The organism is Sphingosinicella xenopeptidilytica (genome assembly GCF_042676985.1).
Classification (GTDB): domain Bacteria; phylum Pseudomonadota; class Alphaproteobacteria; order Sphingomonadales; family Sphingomonadaceae; genus Sphingosinicella; species Sphingosinicella xenopeptidilytica.
Window position 1 is genome coordinate 471,200 of sequence record NZ_JBHTIK010000002.1, and the last position, 20,135, is coordinate 491,334.

At 66.1% G+C, this 20,135-nt stretch carries 21 protein-coding genes; 8 read left to right on the forward strand and 13 right to left on the reverse strand.

The window, feature by feature from the left end; genetic code table 11:
- The first annotated feature begins 52 nt into the window (after nucleotides 1-52).
- Entirely contained in the window at nucleotides 53-1,024 is a 972-nt protein-coding gene (locus ACFQ00_RS05200; protein ID WP_381487186.1) for an NADPH:quinone oxidoreductase family protein, read from the forward strand.
- A gap of 6 nt (nucleotides 1,025-1,030) precedes the next feature.
- On the opposite strand, the gene ACFQ00_RS05205 is transcribed toward ACFQ00_RS05200, so the two are convergent.
- Together ACFQ00_RS05205 and ACFQ00_RS05210 are read right to left on the reverse strand one after the other, a co-directional pair.
- Nucleotides 1,031-1,744 carry an SDR family NAD(P)-dependent oxidoreductase gene (locus tag ACFQ00_RS05205; RefSeq protein ID WP_381487189.1) on the reverse strand — a complete coding sequence of 238 codons (714 nt, stop codon included), beginning with the start codon at nucleotides 1,742-1,744 and terminating at the stop codon, nucleotides 1,031-1,033.
- A 58-nt stretch (nucleotides 1,745-1,802) separates the two neighbouring features.
- Nucleotides 1,803-3,131 carry a methyl-accepting chemotaxis protein gene (locus tag ACFQ00_RS05210; protein WP_381487192.1) on the reverse strand — a complete coding sequence of 443 codons (1,329 nt, stop codon included), beginning with the start codon at nucleotides 3,129-3,131 and terminating at the stop codon, nucleotides 1,803-1,805.
- 129 nt (nucleotides 3,132-3,260) lie between these two features.
- Between ACFQ00_RS05210 and ACFQ00_RS05215 the strand changes: the two genes are divergently transcribed.
- The 5 genes from ACFQ00_RS05215 to sdhA all read left to right on the forward strand — a co-directional run bounded on the left by ACFQ00_RS05215 (nucleotide 3,261) and on the right by sdhA (nucleotide 7,327).
- Nucleotides 3,261-4,271: a phosphotransferase family protein gene (locus ACFQ00_RS05215; RefSeq protein WP_381487195.1), complete on the forward strand. Its 1,011-nt coding sequence runs from the start codon at nucleotides 3,261-3,263 to the stop codon at nucleotides 4,269-4,271.
- Between the two features lie 3 nt (nucleotides 4,272-4,274).
- The gene (locus tag ACFQ00_RS05220) at nucleotides 4,275-4,634 is read left to right on the forward strand and encodes a DUF6285 domain-containing protein (protein ID WP_381487197.1); all 360 of its coding nucleotides are present in this window, start codon (nucleotides 4,275-4,277) and stop codon (nucleotides 4,632-4,634) included.
- Nucleotides 4,635-4,734: 100 nt separating this feature from the next.
- Nucleotides 4,735-5,121, forward strand: coding sequence for a succinate dehydrogenase, cytochrome b556 subunit (sdhC, locus tag ACFQ00_RS05225; RefSeq protein WP_339706847.1), 387 nt, complete (start codon nucleotides 4,735-4,737; stop codon nucleotides 5,119-5,121).
- Nucleotides 5,122-5,132: 11 nt separating this feature from the next.
- On the forward strand, nucleotides 5,133-5,510 hold the full coding sequence (gene sdhD / locus ACFQ00_RS05230) for a succinate dehydrogenase, hydrophobic membrane anchor protein (RefSeq protein WP_381487200.1): 378 nt from the start codon (nucleotides 5,133-5,135) through the stop codon (nucleotides 5,508-5,510).
- A gap of 14 nt (nucleotides 5,511-5,524) precedes the next feature.
- The gene (gene sdhA, locus ACFQ00_RS05235) at nucleotides 5,525-7,327 is read left to right on the forward strand and encodes a succinate dehydrogenase flavoprotein subunit (protein WP_381487203.1); all 1,803 of its coding nucleotides are present in this window, start codon (nucleotides 5,525-5,527) and stop codon (nucleotides 7,325-7,327) included.
- On the opposite strand, the gene ACFQ00_RS05240 is transcribed toward sdhA, so the two are convergent.
- The 6 genes from ACFQ00_RS05240 to ACFQ00_RS05265 all read right to left on the reverse strand — a co-directional run bounded on the left by ACFQ00_RS05240 (nucleotide 7,324) and on the right by ACFQ00_RS05265 (nucleotide 12,353).
- Nucleotides 7,324-8,268, reverse strand: a complete 945-nt coding sequence (locus ACFQ00_RS05240) for an aldo/keto reductase (protein ID WP_381487206.1) — start codon at nucleotides 8,266-8,268, stop codon at nucleotides 7,324-7,326. The two genes, sdhA and ACFQ00_RS05240, sit on opposite strands and share 4 nt — an antisense overlap.
- A 368-nt stretch (nucleotides 8,269-8,636) precedes the next feature.
- The gene (locus ACFQ00_RS05245) at nucleotides 8,637-9,341 is read right to left on the reverse strand and encodes an RES family NAD+ phosphorylase (protein WP_381487209.1); all 705 of its coding nucleotides are present in this window, start codon (nucleotides 9,339-9,341) and stop codon (nucleotides 8,637-8,639) included.
- Entirely contained in the window at nucleotides 9,335-9,712 is a 378-nt protein-coding gene (locus ACFQ00_RS05250) for an MbcA/ParS/Xre antitoxin family protein (protein WP_381487864.1), read from the reverse strand. Before ACFQ00_RS05250 ends, ACFQ00_RS05245 begins: the two co-directional genes overlap by 7 nt.
- 96 nt (nucleotides 9,713-9,808) lie before the next feature.
- Nucleotides 9,809-10,660 (reverse strand): class I SAM-dependent methyltransferase, encoded by an 852-nt coding sequence (locus tag ACFQ00_RS05255; protein WP_381487212.1) that lies wholly within the window; start codon nucleotides 10,658-10,660, stop codon nucleotides 9,809-9,811.
- Between the two features lie 193 nt (nucleotides 10,661-10,853).
- Complete coding sequence (locus ACFQ00_RS05260; RefSeq protein ID WP_381487215.1) at nucleotides 10,854-11,531, reverse strand: OmpA family protein; 678 nt, start codon at nucleotides 11,529-11,531, stop codon at nucleotides 10,854-10,856.
- A 75-nt stretch (nucleotides 11,532-11,606) separates the two neighbouring features.
- Nucleotides 11,607-12,353 (reverse strand): alpha/beta fold hydrolase, encoded by a 747-nt coding sequence (locus ACFQ00_RS05265; protein ID WP_381487218.1) that lies wholly within the window; start codon nucleotides 12,351-12,353, stop codon nucleotides 11,607-11,609.
- A 64-nt stretch (nucleotides 12,354-12,417) separates the two neighbouring features.
- Here ACFQ00_RS05265 and ACFQ00_RS05270 point away from each other — a divergent pair, with 64 nt between their 5' ends.
- On the forward strand, nucleotides 12,418-13,725 hold the full coding sequence (locus ACFQ00_RS05270; RefSeq protein ID WP_381487221.1) for a hemolysin family protein: 1,308 nt from the start codon (nucleotides 12,418-12,420) through the stop codon (nucleotides 13,723-13,725).
- On the opposite strand, the gene ACFQ00_RS05275 is transcribed toward ACFQ00_RS05270, so the two are convergent.
- Both ACFQ00_RS05275 and ACFQ00_RS05280 read right to left on the reverse strand, forming a co-directional pair.
- Nucleotides 13,722-14,252 carry a DUF1003 domain-containing protein gene (locus ACFQ00_RS05275; protein ID WP_381487224.1) on the reverse strand — a complete coding sequence of 177 codons (531 nt, stop codon included), beginning with the start codon at nucleotides 14,250-14,252 and terminating at the stop codon, nucleotides 13,722-13,724. The two genes, ACFQ00_RS05270 and ACFQ00_RS05275, sit on opposite strands and share 4 nt — an antisense overlap.
- Nucleotides 14,253-14,318: 66 nt before the next feature.
- Nucleotides 14,319-15,629: an HD-GYP domain-containing protein gene (locus ACFQ00_RS05280; protein ID WP_381487227.1), complete on the reverse strand. Its 1,311-nt coding sequence runs from the start codon at nucleotides 15,627-15,629 to the stop codon at nucleotides 14,319-14,321.
- A 197-nt stretch (nucleotides 15,630-15,826) separates the two neighbouring features.
- Between ACFQ00_RS05280 and ACFQ00_RS05285 the strand changes: the two genes are divergently transcribed.
- Entirely contained in the window at nucleotides 15,827-17,389 is a 1,563-nt protein-coding gene (locus ACFQ00_RS05285) for a leucyl aminopeptidase family protein (RefSeq protein ID WP_381487230.1), read from the forward strand.
- 35 nt (nucleotides 17,390-17,424) lie between these two features.
- Here ACFQ00_RS05285 and ACFQ00_RS05290 read toward each other — a convergent pair whose 3' ends face one another.
- The 3 genes from ACFQ00_RS05290 to purD are packed head-to-tail and all read right to left on the reverse strand — an operon-like array spanning nucleotide 17,425 to nucleotide 20,127.
- A complete protein-coding gene (locus tag ACFQ00_RS05290) occupies nucleotides 17,425-17,769 on the reverse strand; it encodes an SH3 domain-containing protein (RefSeq protein ID WP_381487233.1) in 345 nt (114 codons plus the stop codon).
- A 10-nt stretch (nucleotides 17,770-17,779) separates the two neighbouring features.
- On the reverse strand, nucleotides 17,780-18,847 hold the full coding sequence (locus tag ACFQ00_RS05295) for a phosphotransferase family protein (RefSeq protein WP_381487236.1): 1,068 nt from the start codon (nucleotides 18,845-18,847) through the stop codon (nucleotides 17,780-17,782).
- Complete coding sequence (gene purD / locus ACFQ00_RS05300; protein ID WP_381487239.1) at nucleotides 18,844-20,127, reverse strand: phosphoribosylamine--glycine ligase; 1,284 nt, start codon at nucleotides 20,125-20,127, stop codon at nucleotides 18,844-18,846. Before purD ends, ACFQ00_RS05295 begins: the two co-directional genes overlap by 4 nt.
- Nucleotides 20,128-20,135 lie beyond the last annotated feature (8 nt).

Consider the following 20,135-nt stretch of genomic DNA (forward strand, 5'->3'; position numbering starts at 1 on the left):
TGTGCCGAGCGAACGCCGAATGGCAACCTGCGGATCGTGAAAGGGACAGATTATGAAGGCGCTGCTTTGCGTGGAGCACGGTCCACCTGAAAAGCTGGTCGTACGCGATGTGCCGACGCCGGAACCCGGCAAGGGCGAGGTCCGCATCCGCGTTGCCGCCGCGGGCGTGAACTTCCCGGACGTGCTCATCATCCAGAACCTCTACCAGTTCAAACCGCCGCTGCCGTTCTCGCCGGGCGGCGAGGCGGCGGGCACGGTCGATGCGGTGGGCGAGGGGGTCACGCACCTGAAGCCCGGCGACCGCGTGCTCGCGATGACCGGCACGGGCGGTTTCGCCGAATATCTGATCGCGGAAGCTTCGAAGGCCGTGCCGCTGCCCGATTCGATGCCGCTCGACATCGCGGCGGGCTTCACCATGACCTACGCGACCTCGCACCACGCACTGAAACAGCGCGCGAACCTCCAGCCGGGCGAGACGCTGCTCGTGCTCGGCGCGGCGGGCGGCGTCGGGCTCGCGGCGGTCGAACTCGGCAAGGTGATGGGTGCGCGGGTCGTGGCCGCTGCTTCTTCCGATGAGAAACTCGCGCTCTGCCGCGAATACGGCGCGGACGAGACGATCAACTATTCCGCCGAAGACCTGCGCGAGGGCATCAAGCGTACCTGCGGTGCCGGGCCGGACGTGATCTACGATCCCGTCGGCGACAAGTTCGCCGAGCCTGCGTTCCGCTCGATCGGCTGGAACGGCCGCTACCTCGTCGTCGGCTTCGCGGGCGGCGAGATCCCGAAGCTGCCGCTCAACCTCGCCCTCATCAAGGGCGCGTCGATCGTCGGCGTATTCTGGGGCGCGTTCACGATGCGCGAGCCGAAGGTTCACGCCGCGAACATGGCCGAGCTGATCCGGTGGCTCGCCGAGGGCAAGCTGCACCCTCACATCTCCCGGCGTTTCAGCCTGGACGATGGCGCCGAGGCGATCCGCTGGATGATGGATCGCAAGGCGATGGGCAAGGTGCTCATCGAAGCCTGACGATAATCAGCGGACGTAACTCGCGCCGTTGATGTCGAGCGTCGCACCTGTCATCGCAGCGGGTGCCTTCAGCGACAGATAGATGATCGCGTTCGCCACCTCGCCGGGGTCGGCTACGCGGCCGAGCGGGATATCGGCGAGAAGCTGCTGGCCGCCGCGGCTCGAAAGATAGTCTTCCGCCATGCCGGTCATCGTGAAGCCGGGCGCGACTGCGTAGGCGAGGATGCCTTCGCTCGCATGGGCCCGCGCGATTGTTTTCGTCATGGCGATCATGCCCGCCTTCGCCGCCGCATAGTGCCAGTGCGCGGGCGAATCGCCCCGGTGCCCGGCGCGGCTCGCCACGTTGACGATGCGCCCGCCGCTGCCGCGTTCGCGCCAGTGCAGGATCGCCGCGCGCGACAGGTCCGCCGCCGCTTTCAGGTTGATGGCAAGGCCGCGTTCCCACTGCGCGTCCCAGTCCGGATCGCTCGCGCCCAGCGGATTGTCCTCGAATACGCCCGCGTTGTTCACGAGCACGTCGATGCGCCCATCCAGCGCCTCCAGCGCCCTCTCCCAGAGTGCCCGGCCAGCGCCCGGCAGGCTGAGATCGGTGCCGATCAGCCCGCCGCCATCGCTGGTGGCGTGGCCGACGACGCGGGCGTCTTCCTCGCGGATAAGCGCCATGGTTGCCGCGCCGATGCCGCGCGAAGCGCCGGTGATGAAGATGTGGGGACGTGCCATGCGCGCGAGTCTATCCGCCGCGTGGCTGCCCTGTCACCATTCCCGATGGGGGGATGCGTCAGGCGGCGATGGCCGCCATGAACTCGCCGACCGCGCTCTGAAGCTGCGTCAGTTGTTCGTCCACCTCGGCGAACACCACGCGCACCGTATCCACCTCGCTCGCGACGCTTTCGGTCGAAAGGCGGATGCTGGCGATGGCGGCGGACATGGCGTCGGCGGAAAGCGCGGTCTCGTCGACGGAGCCGGTAATCATCGTCACCGTTGCCGCCTGATTGTCCATCGCGCCCTTGATGCGGTCGGCGGACTTGCGCACGCCGTCCACCGTCTCGCGGATCGAACCGTTCGCAGCAACCGTGCTCTGCGTCGCGGCCTGAATCGCGGCGATCTGCTTGGCGATGTCGTCGGTCGCGCGCGCCGTCTGTCCGGCGAGCGACTTCACCTCCTGCGCAACCACGGCAAAGCCGCGCCCGGCATCGCCCGCGCGCGCCGCCTCGATCGTGGCGTTGAGGGCGAGGAGGTTCGTTTGCCCCGCAATGTCGCGGATGAGGCTCACGATCGATTCGATCGTCTCGCTGTGCTTGGCGAGCAGCGTCACGGAATCGACCGCATCGCCGGCCTGCGCTGTCGCACGGTCGGCGACGGTCGCGGCGCCGTCCACCTCCGCGCGGGTTTCCTCGATCGTGCGGATCAGGCCTGCGGCGGTCTCGGCGGCCTGCCGCATCGCCATCGCGGACTGCTCGGCGGCGGCGGCGACCTCGGCGGATTTCGAAAGCATGTCGCGCGCCTTGATCGCGGCGGTCGCGGATTGCGTGCGCACGGCGGCGGAGCGCTGCGAGGTGCGCTCGACGGCGCTTGCGATCAGCGTGCGGAATTTCTCGCCGTAGGCATGAATCTCATCGGTGCGCTGCTTGTCGCGCAGCACCAGCACGCGCGTCAGCACGAGGTCCACTTCAAGCTCGCAGATTTTGGAAAGCACGCGCAGCATCTTGGCGAGCTTCGTGCGGTCCTCGATCATGTGCGGCAGATGTTCGTAGGCGACATCGTAGGCGCAGCTGAACGCCCCCACCGCCTCATGGCTTTTGGCACCCGCCGCGAACACGCCGTTGCCGTGCAGCGCCACGCGCTCCATCCACGCGGCATCGAGCGGATCGGTGAGGTTCTGGCGCGTATAGGCAACGCTGTTTTCGATCATGATGCGCTTGTGTTCGGGCGTCAGGTCGTCGCCCGCGCCCGCTGAAGGCCCGAAGACCTCCCAGAACGCCTGCGCCATCTGCGGCGCGACCGGCTCCAGCGCGTGCCAAAGCTCGGGCATCAGACGCTGATCCTCGTCCGTGATCCGATAAGAGCGCAGCCGCTCCCGCCAGGAGACCGTTTCGTTGTCGATCATGCGTTGGTTCTGTCGCCTGCTTTTCGCGCAAATAGGGGTGCCGAGTGCGAAACGATATAGCCGAGCGGGGTTAACGCCCCGTTAGATCGCGCAGTTGCGGCGCTACGAAGAGGCGCTACCGTATCCATAATGGAACAGGACAGGACCGATCCGGGGGCAGCGCGTGCGCGCCTTGCCCGTGTGCTCGAGCGGGCCGTACCCGGCCATGTCGATGTCGAGGCGGTCATCCCGCTTTCGGGCGGGGCCAGTTCGCTCACCTATGCGGTCGATGCCATTCGCGAAGGCCAGACGTGGCGGCTTATCCTGCAGGTAACGCCGCCCGGCCAGACGGCGGATGGCATGTCGCGGGCAGTGCAGGCGGCACTGCAGACACGGGCCGGAAATGCGGGCGTCCGCGTTGCCGAGGTGGTTGCTGTGCTGACGCCGCAAGACGGGCTCGGCGAGGGCTTCGTCATGGCGTTCGTGGAGGGTGAAACGCTCGCGCCGCGCTGGCTGCGCGACGATTCCTATGGCGAGGCGCGGGCTGCGATGCTCGCCGATTGCGCGGAATCGCTCGCCCGCATCCACGCGATCGGCGCCGAAGCCGTCGCCGACCTCCGGCTTCCGGTGCTGACGCCGCAGGCGCAGCTTCGCGCGCTTCGCGAGACCTATGATCGCTGCGAGGGCACCGTGCCGGTGTTCGAGCTGGCGTTTGCCGTGCTGGCCGATCGCTTGCCGGAAAATGGCGATCTTGCGCTCGTCCACGGTGATTTCCGTTCGGGGAACTTCATTGTCGGCGATACCGGCCTTGCGGCGGTTGTCGACTGGGAACTCGCGCATGTCGGCCATCCGCTGCTCGATATCGGCTGGCTTTCCACCAATACATGGCGCTTCGGCCAGACGCAGATGCCCGTTGGCGGCTTCGCGGAGCGGGAGGCGTTTTACGCGGCCTACGAGGCGGCCGGAGGCAGGCCGGTGGATCGCGATCTTGCCCTCGCGTTCGAAATGCTGGGTTCGCTGCGCTGGGGCGTGATGTGTATGCAGATGGGTGCCGCTCATCTTTCGGGCGAGGTGGCGTCCGTCGAACGCGCCGCGATCGCCCGCCGCGTCTCGGAAACTGAAGCCGATATTCTCTTCATGCTGAAGAACGGAGCGCTTTGAACGATGCGGTCCAGAATCGAAGCCGTCGACCTTGTCGAAGCTGCCGCCGCCTTCCTGAAAGAGGCCGAAGCCGAACTCTCGGGCCACATGGCCTTTCACGCCAAGGTCGCCGCCAATGCGCTCGCCATCGCCGTCCGTGAACTGCGCGAACGACCCGGTGCGGTTGAAGCGGAGGCTCTTGGTGCGCTGCTTCCTGATGCCGCGCTCGACGAACGTTTGGCCGCCGCTTGCGCGCGCATTCGTTCGGGCGCGTGGACAACCGAAACGCCAGGGCTTCTTGATGCGCTGGAGGTAGGGGTCACGGCGCGTCTTGCCGTTGATAACCCGCGCTTCTCGACGCTCCAGCGCCTTCGCGGTGCCTGAATCGGCATAGTTGAGAATCGTTCGCAAGCATAAGAGTTGCACGACTCGCCGCGCGCCCTAAAAGCACCCGTGAAAAGGGCACTCAACTGGGGATAAAAGCGTGGCATCCGTGAACCGGCCGCTTTCACCGCACCTCGGCATCTGGCGCTGGCGCGTCCACATGCTGGTTTCGATCCTGCACCGCGCCACGGGCGACGGCCTCGCCATCGGCGGCACGCTGCTGTTCCTCTGGTGGCTGGTCGCAGCCGCCACCGGCCCCGAGGCCTACGAGACCTTCCTGTCGATCGCGTCGGGCTGGGTGGGCATCACGATCCTCGTCGCGCTGACGTGGGCCGTTTACCAGCACATGATGTCGGGCATCCGCCACCTCGCGATGGACACCGGCTGGGGCTATGACCTCGCCACCTCGAAGCTGACCGCCATCCTCACCATCCTCGCCTCGCTGACGCTCACCGCGATCACCTGGGCGATTATCCTGTACGTCTGAGGAGTCGACCCATGGGACGTGGAACCGAAATCGGCCGCGTGCGCGGCCTCGGCGCGGCGAAGACCGGCGTGCACCATTGGTGGCTGCAGCGCGTCACCGCGATTGCGAACCTGCTGCTCGTCGTCTGGTTCATCGTGTCGCTCGTTCGCCTGCCGGACCTTGGCCACAAGACGGTCACGGACTGGATCGGGCAGCCGCTCGTCGCGGTGCCGCTGATCCTGTTCGTGGTGAGTGTTTTCTGGCACTTGCGGCTTGGTCTTCAGGTTCTGATCGAAGACTATCTGCACGAGGGCGCCAAGGTGGCGTCGCTCCTCGCGCTGAATGCCTTCGCGGTTGCCGGCGGTCTCGTCGGCGTCTTCTCCATTCTCAAGATCGCGCTCGGCGCCTGACGGACTGAATACGCATGACCAGCAGCTATCAGATTATCGATCACACCTATGACGCCGTCGTCGTCGGCGCCGGCGGCTCGGGCCTGCGCGCTACGATGGGCATCGCCGAGGCGGGCCTCAAGACCGCCTGCATCACCAAGGTGTTCCCCACGCGCTCGCACACCGTCGCGGCGCAGGGCGGCATCGCCGCTTCGCTCGGCAACATGGGCCCGGACCACTGGACCTGGCACATGTACGACACCGTGAAGGGGTCGGACTGGCTCGGCGATCAGGACGCCATCGAATATCTCTGCCGCGAGGCGCCCGCCGCCGTTTACGAGCTGGAGCACGCGGGCGTGCCGTTCAGCCGCACCAGCGAAGGCAAGATCTATCAGCGCCCGTTCGGTGGCATGATGCAGAACATGGGCGCCGGCCCGCCCGCGCAGCGCACCTGCGCCGCCGCCGACCGCACCGGCCACGCCATGCTGCACGCGCTCTACCAGCAGTCGCTGCGCTACAGCGCCGATTTCTTCATCGAGTATTTCGCACTCGATCTCATCATGGAGAACGGCGAGTGCCGGGGCGTCATCGCGCTCTGCATGGAAGACGGCACCATCCACCGCTTCCGCTCGCACAGCGTCGTGCTGGCGACGGGCGGCTATGGCCGCGCCTACTTCTCCGCCACCTCCGCGCACACCTGCACGGGCGACGGCGGCGGTATGGTGCTGCGCGCAGGGCTCCCGCTGCAGGACATGGAGTTCGTGCAGTTCCACCCGACCGGCATCTATGGCGCGGGCGTGCTCATCACCGAAGGCGCGCGCGGCGAGGGCGGCTATCTCACCAACTCCGAAGGTGAGCGCTTCATGGAGCGCTATGCGCCCTCCGCGAAGGACCTCGCCAGCCGCGACGTCGTCTCGCGCTCCATGGCGATGGAAATCCGCGAAGGCCGCGGCGTCGGCAAGGAGAAGGACCATATCTACCTTCACCTCAACCACATCGACGCCAAGATTCTGCACGAGCGCCTGCCCGGCATCACCGAAACGGGCAAGATCTTCGCGGGCGTGGACCTCACGCGCCAGCCGCTCCCCGTAGTGCCGACCGTGCACTACAACATGGGCGGCATCCCCACGAACTATCACGGCGAGGTCGTCACGCTGAAGAACGGCAACCCGGACACGGTCGTCCCCGGCCTGTTCGCGGTCGGCGAGGCCGCGTGCGTTTCGGTGCATGGCGCCAACCGCCTCGGCTCCAACAGCCTCATCGATCTTGTCGTCTTCGGCCGCGCTACCGCGCACCGTGTCGCCGAGATCATCAAGCCCGGCACGGCGCACAAGCCGCTCCCGGCGGACTCGAACGACATGGCGCTCGGCCGTCTCGATCACTTCCGCAATGCGCAGGGCGGATCGCCCACGGCGGATGTGCGGCTCGAGATGCAGAAGACCATGCAGGCGCACTGCGCGGTGTTCCGCACCGACGAGCTGCTGCAGGAAGGCATCGGCAAGCTCACCAAGACCTACGAGCGCGTGCAGGACATCCGCGTCACCGACAAGGGTCTTGTCTGGAACACCGACCTCGTCGAAACGCTGGAACTCGACAATCTGATCAGTCAGGCGATGGTGACGATCCACGGCGCGGCGAACCGCAAGGAAAGCCGCGGCGCGCACATGCACGAGGACTACCCGAACCGCGACGACGAGAACTTCATGCGGCACACCGTCTCATGGTTCGACGGCTGGGGCGGCAAGGGCGGCGGCGTGAAGCTCGATTACCGCCCGGTCCATACCTACACGCTCACCGACGAGATCGAGTACATCAAGCCGAAGGCACGCGTTTACTAACGCCCCGCAGCCGTCAGGCGGCCAAGCTGATCGGGCGTTAGCGTCAGCGTCGCCGCGGCAATCAAATCCGCGACCTGTTCCGGCCGGCTCGCGCTGGCGATCGGTGCGGTGATGCCGGGCTGTTCTTTCAGCCATGCGAGTGCGATGGCGGCGAGGCTGGCGCCGGTTTCGGCGGCAACCGTGTCCAGCGCGGCGAGGACAGCGGGGCCCTGGCCTTCCATCCATTTTTTCACGGCGCCCGCGCGTGCGCCGGAGAGGTCGGCGGGCGTCCGGTATTTGCCGGAGAGATACCCGCTCGCAAGGCCGTAGTAGGGCACCACGCCGATCGTCTCGTCGATAGCGAGCCGCTGCAGTGCGCCTTCATATTCGTCGCGTTTCAACAGGTTGTATTGCGGCTGCAGCACGGTGAAGCGCGCCCAGCCGTTCCGGTCGCTGATCGCCAGTGCTTCGGCAAGCCGTTCCGGACTGTAGTTCGAGGCGCCGATCGCGCGCACCTTGCCAGCCTTCACCAGCGCATCGAACGCGGCCAGAGTCTCCTCCAGAGGCGTCTCGGGATCGTCCTTGTGCGCGAAGTAAACGTCGATCACATTGGTTTGCAGGCGCTTCAAGGAGGCCTCGCAGGCTGCCGCAATGCGGCTCGCCTTCAATCCCTTGCCGCCTTCGCCGTCCAGCATCCCGACCTTGGTGGCGATCACCGTCTGGTCGCGTCTGCCGCGCGCCTTCAGCCATTTGCCGATCAGGGCCTCGGATTCGCCGCCGCTGTTGCCCGGTACCCACGCCGAATAAACGTCTGCCGTGTCGATGAAATCGCCGCCGCCCTCGGCGAAAGCGTCGAGCACCGCGAAGCTCGTCTTCTCGTCGGCGGTCCAGCCGAAGACGTTGCCGCCGAGCATGATGGGGGCGACCGAAAGGCCGCTGGCGCCGAGCGCGCGCTGTTTCATTCGGGTCTCCTGTCGTGCGGTAAGCATCCCGCGTTGTCGCCCGCGCTGCAACCCCTTCAAATCTGTCCCGATTCGGTACATCCCGCCGCCTGTGTTATAAGGTGCGCACACCAGCGACTCATTCCCGAACCGCTCGGCCCCGCGGCGTCAGCCGCGGTACCAGGAGAGTCTCATGTCAGCTCCTGAAGTGCGTGAATATCTCCTGCGGAGGGAGGCCGAATGTCGTGAGATGGCGGCCCGTGCCGTTGCGCCCGCCTTGCGGAAAATCCATGAATCGCTCGCGGAACAGTTTGCTGCGCGGGCTGAAGAGGCCAAGGATCAGGCCGCTTAGCTAGCCCTATTGCTCTAGGGCTGAATGTCGATCCGCCCTACACGATCCGATACACGTGCCCGCTGCCTGCATCGCGCACCATGTCGATGCGCGCGCCGTCCCAATGATAATCGAGATGCCGCCCTTGCCGCGGCAGGGACGCGCGGTCTGGGTAGAACAGGCCCACGCAGGTGCCAGCCGCGCGGCGCACGCTTGGATAGATGACGCCTTCGGATCCTGCCGCCCTCAATCGCATACCGAGCGTCTGGCCAGGGCCGTAATCGTCTGGAGAAAGCACGGCCCCGGCGCCGCTGCGCAGATCGTGAAGCGGCGCAGAAACGTCGAGCACGATCTCCCGGAACTGCGAGGTCCAGCCCGGCGGCTCGGCGGTTGCGGCCATGAAGCGCGCGTGGTGGTGCGCCGTTTCGAACAGCGCCGTTTCGAAGCTGTCGCCGATGTAGAGGACGCCGTAGCGCCCGTCGCTGAACCGGCTCGGCCGGTCGGTGCTGATGTGCGTGAAGGGCGCCATCAGATAGCTCGCGCCCGGCCCGGAAACACGCCGCGTCGGCGGCACGAGGTCGATTGTGCCGATGGTGGCCATCAGGCGCGGGTTGGTCTTCTGCTCTGCCGCGATCAGCAGCGGCCAGTCGGCGGGGTCGGCAATGTCCTCGAACAGGTCGATCGGCGGCCAGGCGCTGCGGATGATCCGCACCGCGCCTTTCCAGTCTACCTCTGCGACCGGAATCTCTGCATCATTCACCATCCGCCCCGCTCGGCATCGAGGTAGCGGCGCACGCGCATCAGATCGGTGAGTTCGCCGCCAAGCATGATGTCGAGCGCGCTCTCACCCCCGAAGACGGTGCTCGGCGCCTTTACCCATGCGTAGCTGCGATGCGGTTCGCGGAAGATGATGCGCAGCGCCTTGTGGATGCCCATCAGGTTGGAAAGCCGCGCCTTGCCGTCGCGGCCCATGCGGCCCGGGCCTTCCGACTTCCATCGGCGGTAGGTGCGAAGCGGCAGGTCGAGCAGCGTTGCGGCTGCCTCGTCCGTGATTTCCCACGCGCGAAACAGGTTCAGTGCCGCGCGGAACATGGCCGCGCCTTCCGCATCGGTGATGGGTGCGGGGCGAAACACCTGCGGGGCGGTGTCGACAAGCTGGAGCGAGGGTGTCACGGTGTCTCCTTTTGGCATCATATAATTCATATGATGCCATTTGGCAACCGTAACGGATCAGGGATTGCGGCCGGTCACCACCCATGCCGCGCCATCGATAACGACACCATCATCGCCGAGCCGGGATTCGAGCGCTGCACGCACTGCAGCCATGGCCTTCTCGCGCATGTCTGCAGGCTTGTCCGCGAGTAGGCGCGGGACCGGTCCGATCTGCGTCATGTAATCGAGTGCGTCGTCGAGTGCCGCCTCTCTGTCCGCGCCGATGCCGTAGATGAGCGGCGCGTCGAACGGCTGGATTTCGATATCGATGAAACCGGCGTCCTCGAGAATGCCCTGAAGCCGGGCGCGGTTGCCGAACGCATAGGGGCCGGGTGCTTCGGGGTTCGATTCCGGGATCGGCACGATGCCGCGCAGCGCTGCGATCGGCAGCTTCGCCCAATCGTTTTCCGCTGCGCTGCGCCAGCAGATGAAGGCAAGGCGTCCGCCGGGTTTCAGCGCGGCGCGCATGTGGCGGAAGGCTTCCGTCGGCGCGTCGAAGAACATCACGCCGAAGCGGGAAAAGAGCAGGTCGAAGGCGGCGGCGGGCAGGGCGGCGCGGCTCGCATCCTCCAGCCGGAAGTCGATCGGCAGCGCTGCGGCTGCGGCGCGTTCCCGTGCGCGCACGACGAGCGGCTCCGAGATATCGACGCCCACAATGAGGCCGCCCGGCTGCACGCTTGCGGCAAGCGCCAGCGTCGTGACGCCCGCGCCGCAGCCGATATCGAGCACCGCCTCGCCCGGTTTCGCGGCGGCCGCCGCCAGCGCCGCGTCGCCGTAAGGCGCGAGGATGCGGTCGAGCCGTTCCTGATTATCCACCCAGCGCGCGCCGGTCGCGCCGTTCCAGTCGTCGATTTGGGGTGCGTTCTTCATGAACCGGCTTCTATTCTATTTGAGAATCGTTCTCAATAAGAAAAAATGGGCTCGCCTGACTCATGCCGAACGGGCCTCCGAGTATTGATAGTGCTCGCAAAATCCCGTTCTGCGATGATGTGCGAACCCCAAATATGGGTCGCCAACTGGGCCGGGCGGTTTGTTCGGCCCAATTGTTTGTCGGCAATCTTCCCTAGCTCGTCGCGGTTTCCGTCACCGGCACCAGCTTGATCTCTACGCGGCGGTTCTGCGCGCGGCCGGTTTCACTGTCGTTGTTCGCGATCGGCTGGCTTTCGCCCAGGCCCTGTGTCGCGATGCGCGCGCGCAGCACGCCGTTCGACGACAGATAAGTGGCGACACTGTCCGCGCGGCGCTGCGAGAGCGTCATGTTGTAGGCGTCTGAACCCGTCGAATCGGTGTGGCCGACCACGTCGACAAAGGTCTTCTCGTACTGCGAGAGCACACGCGCGACCTCGTTCAGCGTCGGCTGGAACTGCGCGTTGACGAGTGCTGAATCGACGTCGAACGTCACCTTCGAAGGCATGTTGAGCACGATTTCGTCGCCCTGGCGCACGACGTCGATGCCCGTGCCCGCGGTCTTCTCGCGCAGTTCCTTCTCCTGCTTGTCCATGTAGGCGCCGACCGCTGCGCCCGCGAGCGCGCCGATGCCGGTGCCGACCAGAACTTCGGTGCGATTGCGCTTGCCGCCGATGATCGCACCAAGGCCCGCACCCGCGCCCGCGCCGAGCGCGGCGCCGATCGCGGTCTTCGAGATTTCCTTTTTGCCGGTTTCCGGGTTGGTCACGCAGGCCGTCGTCAGCAGCAGGGCCGTGGCCCCGGTGGCTGCAATCAGTTTCGCTCGGATAGACATAAGCCCCTGATCTCCATTTCCGTTTGCGCCGCAAATACGCGGGAAGCCGCGTGCTTGTTCCAACAGCAGTTCAGATTAACGCGCGCTGAGCAGACCGTTCAGATCAAAAAACCGGCGCATCATCGCCGCCACCTGATCCATCACCTCGAACTGCAGCATATGGCCCGATCCCGTCACCTGCGCGGTCGCGATGCGGCGATTGAGCTTCGAAAGGTCCGAAAGCCGGTTCATCGTCCGCTCGACGGTGATGACGAGGGTCGGCACCGAAAGCGCCGCGAACGCCGACGGGCCGTCCCAGTTCCAGATCGCGTCCCAGCCTGCGCGTGCGACATCGGGATCGCCGGCAGCCTGCGTGTCGGCAAGTGCGCGCACGGCCTCCGCATCAGTCGGCGCGATCATCATGCCACCCGAAAAGCGGCGCATCAGCGCGGGGAAGTCGTCCGTCGTCGCAAGGTCCGTCTTCATTCGGTCCCGCCCCGCGAAGGCCGCTTCCATTGGCTGGATCGCCGCCGGGTCGAGCAGCACGGCGGCCATCACGCGCTCCGGCGCGCGCGCTGCGGCTTCCACCACGATCTGCGCGCCCATCGAATGGCCCACCCAGATCGCGCGCTCGGGCATCGCCGCCAGCACGGCGTCCGTCTGTGCCGGGATCGCATAGTCGCCCGTCTTCGGGCTCGCGCCGTGGCCGGGGAGGTCCGGCATCACCGTCTTCTGCGCCGGGAACGCATCCGCGACGGGCTGCATGGCGCGGTGGTCGCAGGTCCAGCCGTGGACGAGCGCGAGCGCCGGTTCCTTGCCCTCGCGCGTAACGACATTCAGCATTGCGGTCCTTTCCCCCAAGTCCGGGCTTCAAATGCCTGTTTCCGCCGTATAAGGAAAGGTGATCATGCAACCTTTCCCCTGGTCCGACGTCGGGATCATCCTGGTTCTCATTGCTTTGAACGGCGTGTTCGCCATGTCGGAGATGTCTGTCGTCTCCTCGCGAAGGGCACGACTGCAGGCCATGGTGAACGCCGGAAAGTCCGGCTCGCGCATCGCGCTGTCGCTCCACGACGAACCCTCGCGCTTTCTCTCCACCGTGCAGATCGGCATCACGCTCGTCGGCATCATCGCGGGCGCCTATTCGGGCGCGACGCTCGGCGGGCCAGTGGCGGAGCGGCTCCATGCGCTCGGTGTGCCGGAAAGGCTGTCCGGCGAAGCCGGGATCGTGGTCGTCGTCTCGCTGATCACCTATTTGTCGCTCACGGTGGGTGAGCTGGTGCCGAAGCAGCTCGCGCTGCGCAGCCCGGAACGCATCGCCGTGCTGATCGCGGCGCCGATGTCTGTGCTCTCACGCGTCACCGCGCCGCTCGTCTGGGTGCTCGAGCGGTCGACGAAGACGCTTCTGCGGCTGTTCGGCGCGGCCGCGGAAAACGCCGATCATGTTACTGCCGAGGAACTCCACCTCATCGTCTCCGAAGCGACCAACGCCGGGGTGATCGAGGAGAGCGAGCGCCAGATGATCAGCGGTGTCATGCGCCTCGCCAACCGCTCGGTGCGCGCGGTGATGACGCCGCGCACCGAAATCGATTGGCTCGATATCGAGTCCGACGAGGCCGAGCTTCGCGCCGAACTGATCGCGACCCCGCACACGCGGCTGCCGGTGGCGGAAGGCTCCGTCGACCGGATCGTCGGCGTCGTGCAGGCGCGCGATGTCGTAGCCGCGATCCTCGATGGCCGCCCGCTCGATCTGAAGGCGCTGCTCCGGCCCGCGCCCGTCGTTCCCGATGCGATGGATGCGGCGGACGCGCTCGAAGTCTTGCGGCGCGCCGACGTGCCGATCGCGCTCGTTCACGACGAGTACGGCCATTTCGAAGGCATCCTCACCCCGGCCGATCTGCTCGCGGCGATCGCGGGGGCGTTCAAGTCCGATCTCGACGAGGGCAGCGAACCCGATGCCGTGGAGCGCGCCGACGGCAGCTGGCTGCTCGCCGGCTCGATGCCCGCCGACGAGATGGCCGAAACGCTCGGCACGCGCCTCCCCGCCGACCGCGACTACCAGACCGTCGCCGGCTTTGCGCTCAGTGTGCTCACGCACCTGCCCGAAATCGGCGAGACCTTCGCCTACGATGGCTGGCGCTTCGAGATCGTCGACATGGACGGCCGAAAGATCGACCGGCTCCTCGCGGCGCCAGCGGCGAACCCCGAACCCTAACGCTGCGCCCTCAGCGCCGCCACCTCGGTCTCCAGCCGGTGCAGCGTATCGATCACCGCCATGTCGAGCTTTTCGTGAAGGCGCAGGATTTCCAGCTCGGCGCGCAGGTTCACCTCGTAGTCAAGCCGTGCGGCGAGCCGGTCTTTGTCCGCCTGCCGGTTCTGGCTCATCATGATGACGGGGGCCTGGATGGCGGCGAGCGTCGATAGCATCAGGTTGAGAAAGATGTAGGGGTAAGGATCAAAGGCAAGGCCCAGTTCCTTGAGGATCCCACTGTTCAACAGCATCCAGCCGAACAGAATAACCGCGAACGCGATGATGAAGCCCCACGAGCCCCCGACCTCGGCGACACGGTCCGCCAGTCTATCTCCGACTGTTGCGTCCTCTTCGGCGAGCAGGCCCGCATCGCGGCTGATCGGCGTTCGCTTCGAAACATGCTCGAGAACGCGTTTTTCGTGGTGCCCGAGATTTTCCGGTGCGCTGCCGAGCAGACGCTTCGAAACTTCGGCGATATCGATCGGACGCATGGGATGGCCTCTTGCTGGTTCGCGCCGACTTTAGAAAACGCCGCGGCCCCGATCCATCCCCCGCAATCAGGCGGCGAGAACGCCCCAGCGGCCTTCCCAGCCTTGGAGGCCCCAGTCCTCCGGGTTTTCGGAGGAAACGATTGCGTCGCCAACTGCATCCGTCAGCAGGTTCACATCCTGTGGGGCGATCGACGTCTGCTTTGCGATCGAGAAGAAGATGCGCACGACCGGGCGGGTCAGATCGGCCGGGTTAACGTCGGTGACGACCGCAAGATGCTCCGAACGCAGCCGCACGACCGTGCCGACGGGATAGATACCTACACTGCGAATGAATGCGGTGAGGATATCGGGATCGAAATGGCCGCGCGAGCCGAACATCGTCTTCAGCGCCATGTTCGGCACCCATGCCTCCTTGTAGGGGCGGTTGGATGTGAGCGCGTCGTAGACGTCGCAAACCGCGCCCATGCGCGCGACGAGCGTGATCTGGCTGCCTTTCAACCGTTTCGGATAGCCCGTGCCGTTGATCCGTTCGTGGTGATGGAGGCACACGTCGAACGCCATTTCGGGCACGTCGCGGCTCTGCGAGAGCAGATGGTGGCCGCGTTCGGTATGAGTCTTCATGATCGAATATTCGGCGCTGGTGAGATCGCCGGGCTTGCCCAGCACCTCGGCCGGCATCGCCATCTTGCCGATATCGTGCAGCAGCCCCGCGACCCCGGCATCGCGAAGCGAATCCCTGTCGAAGCCGCCGACCTCACGGCCGAGATTGATCATCAGTGCCGCCACCGCCACCGAATGGACGTACGTATATTCGTCCTTGGATTTCAGCCGGAGGATGCTGGTCAGCGCCGATTGGTTGCGCGCGATGGAGGCCGCGATCTCGTCCACCAGCGGCACCAGCATCTCCGCTTCCACGATGCGGCCGAGTCGCGCCTGATCGTAAAGCTCAGTCATCACGAGCTTGGCGTTCTCGGCAATGCGGCTCGCCCGCCCGAACTCCTCGGCAAGGCTGCAGGGTCCGTCCGCCGGCTCCGTTGCCGATGGCGCCGGGCCGGGCGTGTGCAGAGGAACGACCGTGGCTTCCGGCGGCGCGTCTTCGGCGGCCGTCGCGGCCTGCCGGGCGATGGCTTCGGCCGTTACCTCTTCCACTGCCGCTTCCGCTGCAACCGGCACCGCTTTCGGCGGTTGATCGACGTCAACGCCGCGCTCCGTATCGATCACTACGGCATCGGCGCGGCTCGTGCGCAGCGCCGCCACGTCGTCGGCTTCGGTCAGCAGGAATCCGGCCTTCATGAAGGGATGCGAGAACCACGACCCCTCGATCGCATGGATGAACATGCCGGACCTGATCTGGTCGCGCCGAATTCGCTTTAACACCCGCAATCCCTGTTCTCTTTCAGACGCAGCCTGCGCCTTGCCCCGAACAGCTTATGGCACACCAGCCTTGAACGAGACGCTGACGGTTAAGGTTAACATCCTCGTAAACCTTGCGAATTCTTCGCTGCGTTCATGGACTTGCATCTAAGCAAGGTGGGCTGGCATTGTCGGCGACTTGTCGTGAGGAGTGTCTACGAATGCGTAATGTTGTTGCTGCGGTGTTGCTTGCAGGTTTTCTTGGGACAACGGCAGCCGAAGCGCGCCCGGTCGCCTTTGCCGATCGTGCGCCCGCTGGCAGCGCGGCGATCGTTCTGCCGCTTGCTGCAAAAGAGGATCTGGCTGTGCGCGGCGCTTCGCTCGATGCCGCGGCCCGGGATGCCATCGGCCGTGCGCTCGATGCCGCGGCGTTCGACTACAAGGCGAAATCGACGCTCGTCCTGCGCGGCATCGGCGCTTGGCAACAGATCGTCGTCATCGGTGCAAAGGATGGGGTGACACCTGCCGGGCTTCAGGACATCGGGGGCCTTGCCGCACGGGAGACGGGATCGGCGGACGGTCCTGTGGCGCTTCTCGCCGCAGGCCTCGGGCCGGGCGTGGCGGATGCCGCCGCCAATCTCGCCATCGGCGCGGACCTCGGCGGCTACAGCTTCGATCGCTACAAGGCGCCTTCCGCAAAGCCGCGCGCGGCGGGCCGGGATGCGCCGCTCACCGTGGTCGGCGCAGCCGGTGCGGAAAGCTACGCCGGACAGGGCAGGGCGCTTGTCGAGGGCGTCACGCTCACGCGCGATCTCGTCAGCGAGCCCTCGAACGTCAAATACCCCGAAGTGTTCGTGGAGCGCGTGCGCGAAGCGTTCAAAGGCGTCGCCAGGGTGCGGATCGAGGCGCTCGGCGTGCCGGAGATGGAAAAGCTCGGCATGGGCGCGATCCTCAGCGTCGGCAAGGGCTCGCCGCGCCCGCCGCGGATGCTGATCGTCGACTATCGCGGCGGCGGCAGCGAGGCGCCGATCGTGCTCGCGGGCAAGGGCATCACCTTCGATTCGGGCGGCATTTCGCTGAAGCCCGGCGCGGGCATGTGGCGGATGCGGACGGACATGGCCGGCGCCGCCGCGGTTGTCGGCACTGCGCTGTCGCTTGCGAAGAGCGGCGCGCCCGTCAACGTGGTGGCCGTTGCCGCACTGGCGGAAAATATGCCCGACGGCGGCGCGACGCGCCCCGGCGATGTCGTGAAGGCCTACAACGGCAAGACGATCGAGGTGACGAACACTGATGCCGAAGGCCGTGTCGTGCTCGCCGACGCCGTCTCCTATGCGGACGCGCGCTACAGCCCTGCGGCGATCGTCGATATCGCAACGCTCACCGGCGCGGTCGGCGGCGCGCTCGGAGACGAGTATGCCGGGCTCTTCAGCCGCCACGACGCACTCGCCGCGCAGCTCACGGCGGCGGGCAAGACGGTCGGTGAACCGCTTTGGCAACTGCCGCTCAATCCCGTCTACGCCGAAACGATGAAATCGGGCGTCGCCGATATCCTGAATTCGGCCGAAGGCGGCAGGCCGGGCGCGGGCCTCGGTGCATATTTCATCGGCGCGTTCGTGAAACCCGAAACAGCGTGGGCGCATCTCGATGTCGCCTACACGGTCTGGACGGACAAGGGCCAGCCCAAGGCGCCGAAGGGCGCGGTGGGTTACGGCGTGCAGTTGCTCGACAGCTTCGTGCGCAACTGGAAGCCTGTGTCGCGTGTGGCCGGTGACGGCGGACGCTGATCTTTGGGGGGCGGCCGGTAACGGTCGCCCCATTTCTATTCGGCAGGCTCAAGGTGGCTGCGAGGGACCCATCCTGCACGCCCGCTTGGGGCACGGCACATCACCCAGCCATGGGTTTCGTTTAAGGCTTCCAATACATCGCCTGCCGCGCAGTCCAGTTCGACCGCCGTGTAATCACTGCCCGCGATTGAGCCTTCCGGGCCCGCGGCGATCAGCGAATCCGGCACCCAGCCCTCTTTTCCCGCTGCGCTGCGCGCCCACAGCCAGCGGTGGCCTTCCCAGATATCTTCCTTGCCGCTCAACACGATGCATTCTCCCGCGCCGACTGCGATGGGATCGCTGTAGACCGTCGTCCAGTTCTTGATGACGCGGTAGCGCATCTGGCGCTGTCTAGCGCATCGCCTTTTCCGCCTGCGTCCAGGCGAGCTTCGCAAGCGGCACCAGCCGTTCGCTCATCGCGGCGGCGTGGGCGTTGGAGGCGGTGCCGCGAATGTACCGCCCCTTGATGCCGTGGATGATCGCGGCAAGGCGGAACATGTTGAAAGCGACATAGAAATCGAGATTGGGAATGCCGCTGCGTCCCGTGCGGCGGCAATAGGCCTCGACATATTCGGCCTCGCTCGGAATACCGAGCGCCACCAGATCCTTGCCGACAAGGCCCGCTGTTTCTTCCGGCGGCATCCGGTACATCATCAGGTGATAAGTGAAGTCGGCGAGCGGGTGGCCGAGCGTCGAAAGCTCCCAGTCCAGCACCGCAAGCACTTTGGGCTCGGTGGGGTGGAAGATCATGTTGTCGGCGCGGTAGTCACCGTGGACGACGCTCGTCTCGTCACCCGGCGGGATGTTCGCGGGCAGCCATTCGCACAGCCGGTCCATCTCCTCGAAATGCCCGGCCAGTTCGTCGTCCTTGTATTGTCCGGCCCAGCGCCCGATCTGGCGGGCGAAATAGTTGCCGGGCTTGCCGAAATCGCCAAGGCCGATCGCTTCGGGGTCGAAATTGTGCAGGTCGGCGATGGTCTTGTTCATCGCATCGAAGTGCGCGGCGCGGCTTTCGGGCGATTCGCCGGGGAAGGACGTGTCCCACACCACGCGCCCGTCGACGCAGTCCATCACGTAGAACCACGTGCCGATGACATCCTCGTCGGTGCAGAGCCCGTAGGCGCGCGCGACGGGGAAGCCCTGCGCGCAGAGCGCGCTGATCACGCGGTACTCGCGGTCGACGGCGTGCGCGGACTTCAGGAGCTGCCCCGGCGGCTTGCGGCGCATCACGTAGCTCTTCGCGGGCGTCACCAGCTTGTAGGTCGGGTTCGACTGGCCGCCCTTGAACTGCTCAACCGTCAGCGGTCCCGCGTAGCCCTCCACGTTGGCCCGCATCCAGTCCGCAAGCCGGGCCTCGTCGAAGCGGTGCTGCTCGCGGACGGCCTGCGTTCCGGAGAACTGCTCCTGCTTGGTGGTCACGCCGTTTGTTCCTCCCGCTTTATGGCTCTCCAGCCGATATCTGACCTGTAGAAGCCCTCCGGCCACCTGATCTTTTCGGCAGCCGCATAGGCCCGGTCGCGCGCCTCGCGGACGGTGGGCCCGGTGGCGGTGACATTCAGCACGCGCCCGCCGTTCGCGATCAGCCGTCCGTCGTTATCCCGCGTCGTTCCCGCGTGGAAGACGACGACGCCTTCGCCTGCCGCCGTCTCGACGCCTTCGATCACCGTGCCCTTCTTCGGCGTGCCGGGATAGCCCTCGGCCGCCATTACCAGCGTCAGCGCGGGGGCATCGTGCCACTGGATGCCGACGTGTTCGAGCCCGCCGTCCACTGCCGCGAGCAGCACGGGCACGATGTCCGATTTCATGCGCAGCATCAGGACCTGGCATTCGGGGTCGCCGAAACGCGCATTGTATTCGATGAGCTGGGGGCCGGTTTCGGTCAGCATCAGTCCCGCGTAGAGCACGCCCACATAAGGGATGCCGTCCGCCGCCATCGTGTTCACCGTGGGCTGCACGATCTCGCGCATCACCTGCGCTTCGAGTTCGGGCGTCAGCACGGGCGCGGGCGAGTAGGCGCCCATGCCGCCGGTGTTCGGCCCGGTGTCGCCGTCGCCGACGCGCTTGTGGTCCTGTGCAGAGGCGAGGGGGAGGGCGGTCTTGCCGTCGACGAGCGCGAAGAAGCTCGCCTCCTCGCCGGTCAGAAACGCTTCGATCACCACCTCGGCACCCGCTGCGCCGAAGCTGCCGCTGAACATGTCCTCAATCGCCGCGTCCGCGTCTTCGCGCGTCTCGGCGATGATCACGCCCTTGCCCGCAGCGAGCCCGTCCGCCTTGATGACGATGGGAAGTCCACGCGCCGCCGCATAGGCCTTTGCAGTGCCCGCGTCGGTGAACCGTTCATAAGCGGCGGTTGGGATACCCGCGCGCTTGCACAGGTCTTTCGTGAAACCCTTGGAGCCTTCGAGTTGCGCGGCCTTCGCGGTCGGGCCGAACGCCTTGATGCCCGCCGCCGTCAGCGCATCCACCAACCCCTCGACGAGCGGTTGCTCCGGCCCCACCACAACGAGGCCCACAGCGTTCGTGCGGCAGAAGTCGATCACGGCTGCGTGGTCGGCGGTGTTCAGCGGCACGCATTCGCAGACCTCCGCGATCCCGGCATTGCCGGGCGTGCACCACAGCGTGTCGCAGAGCGGCGACTGGGTGATTTTCCAGGCGAGCGCATGTTCGCGGCCGCCGCTTCCGATAAGGAGGATGTTCATGGCCGGGC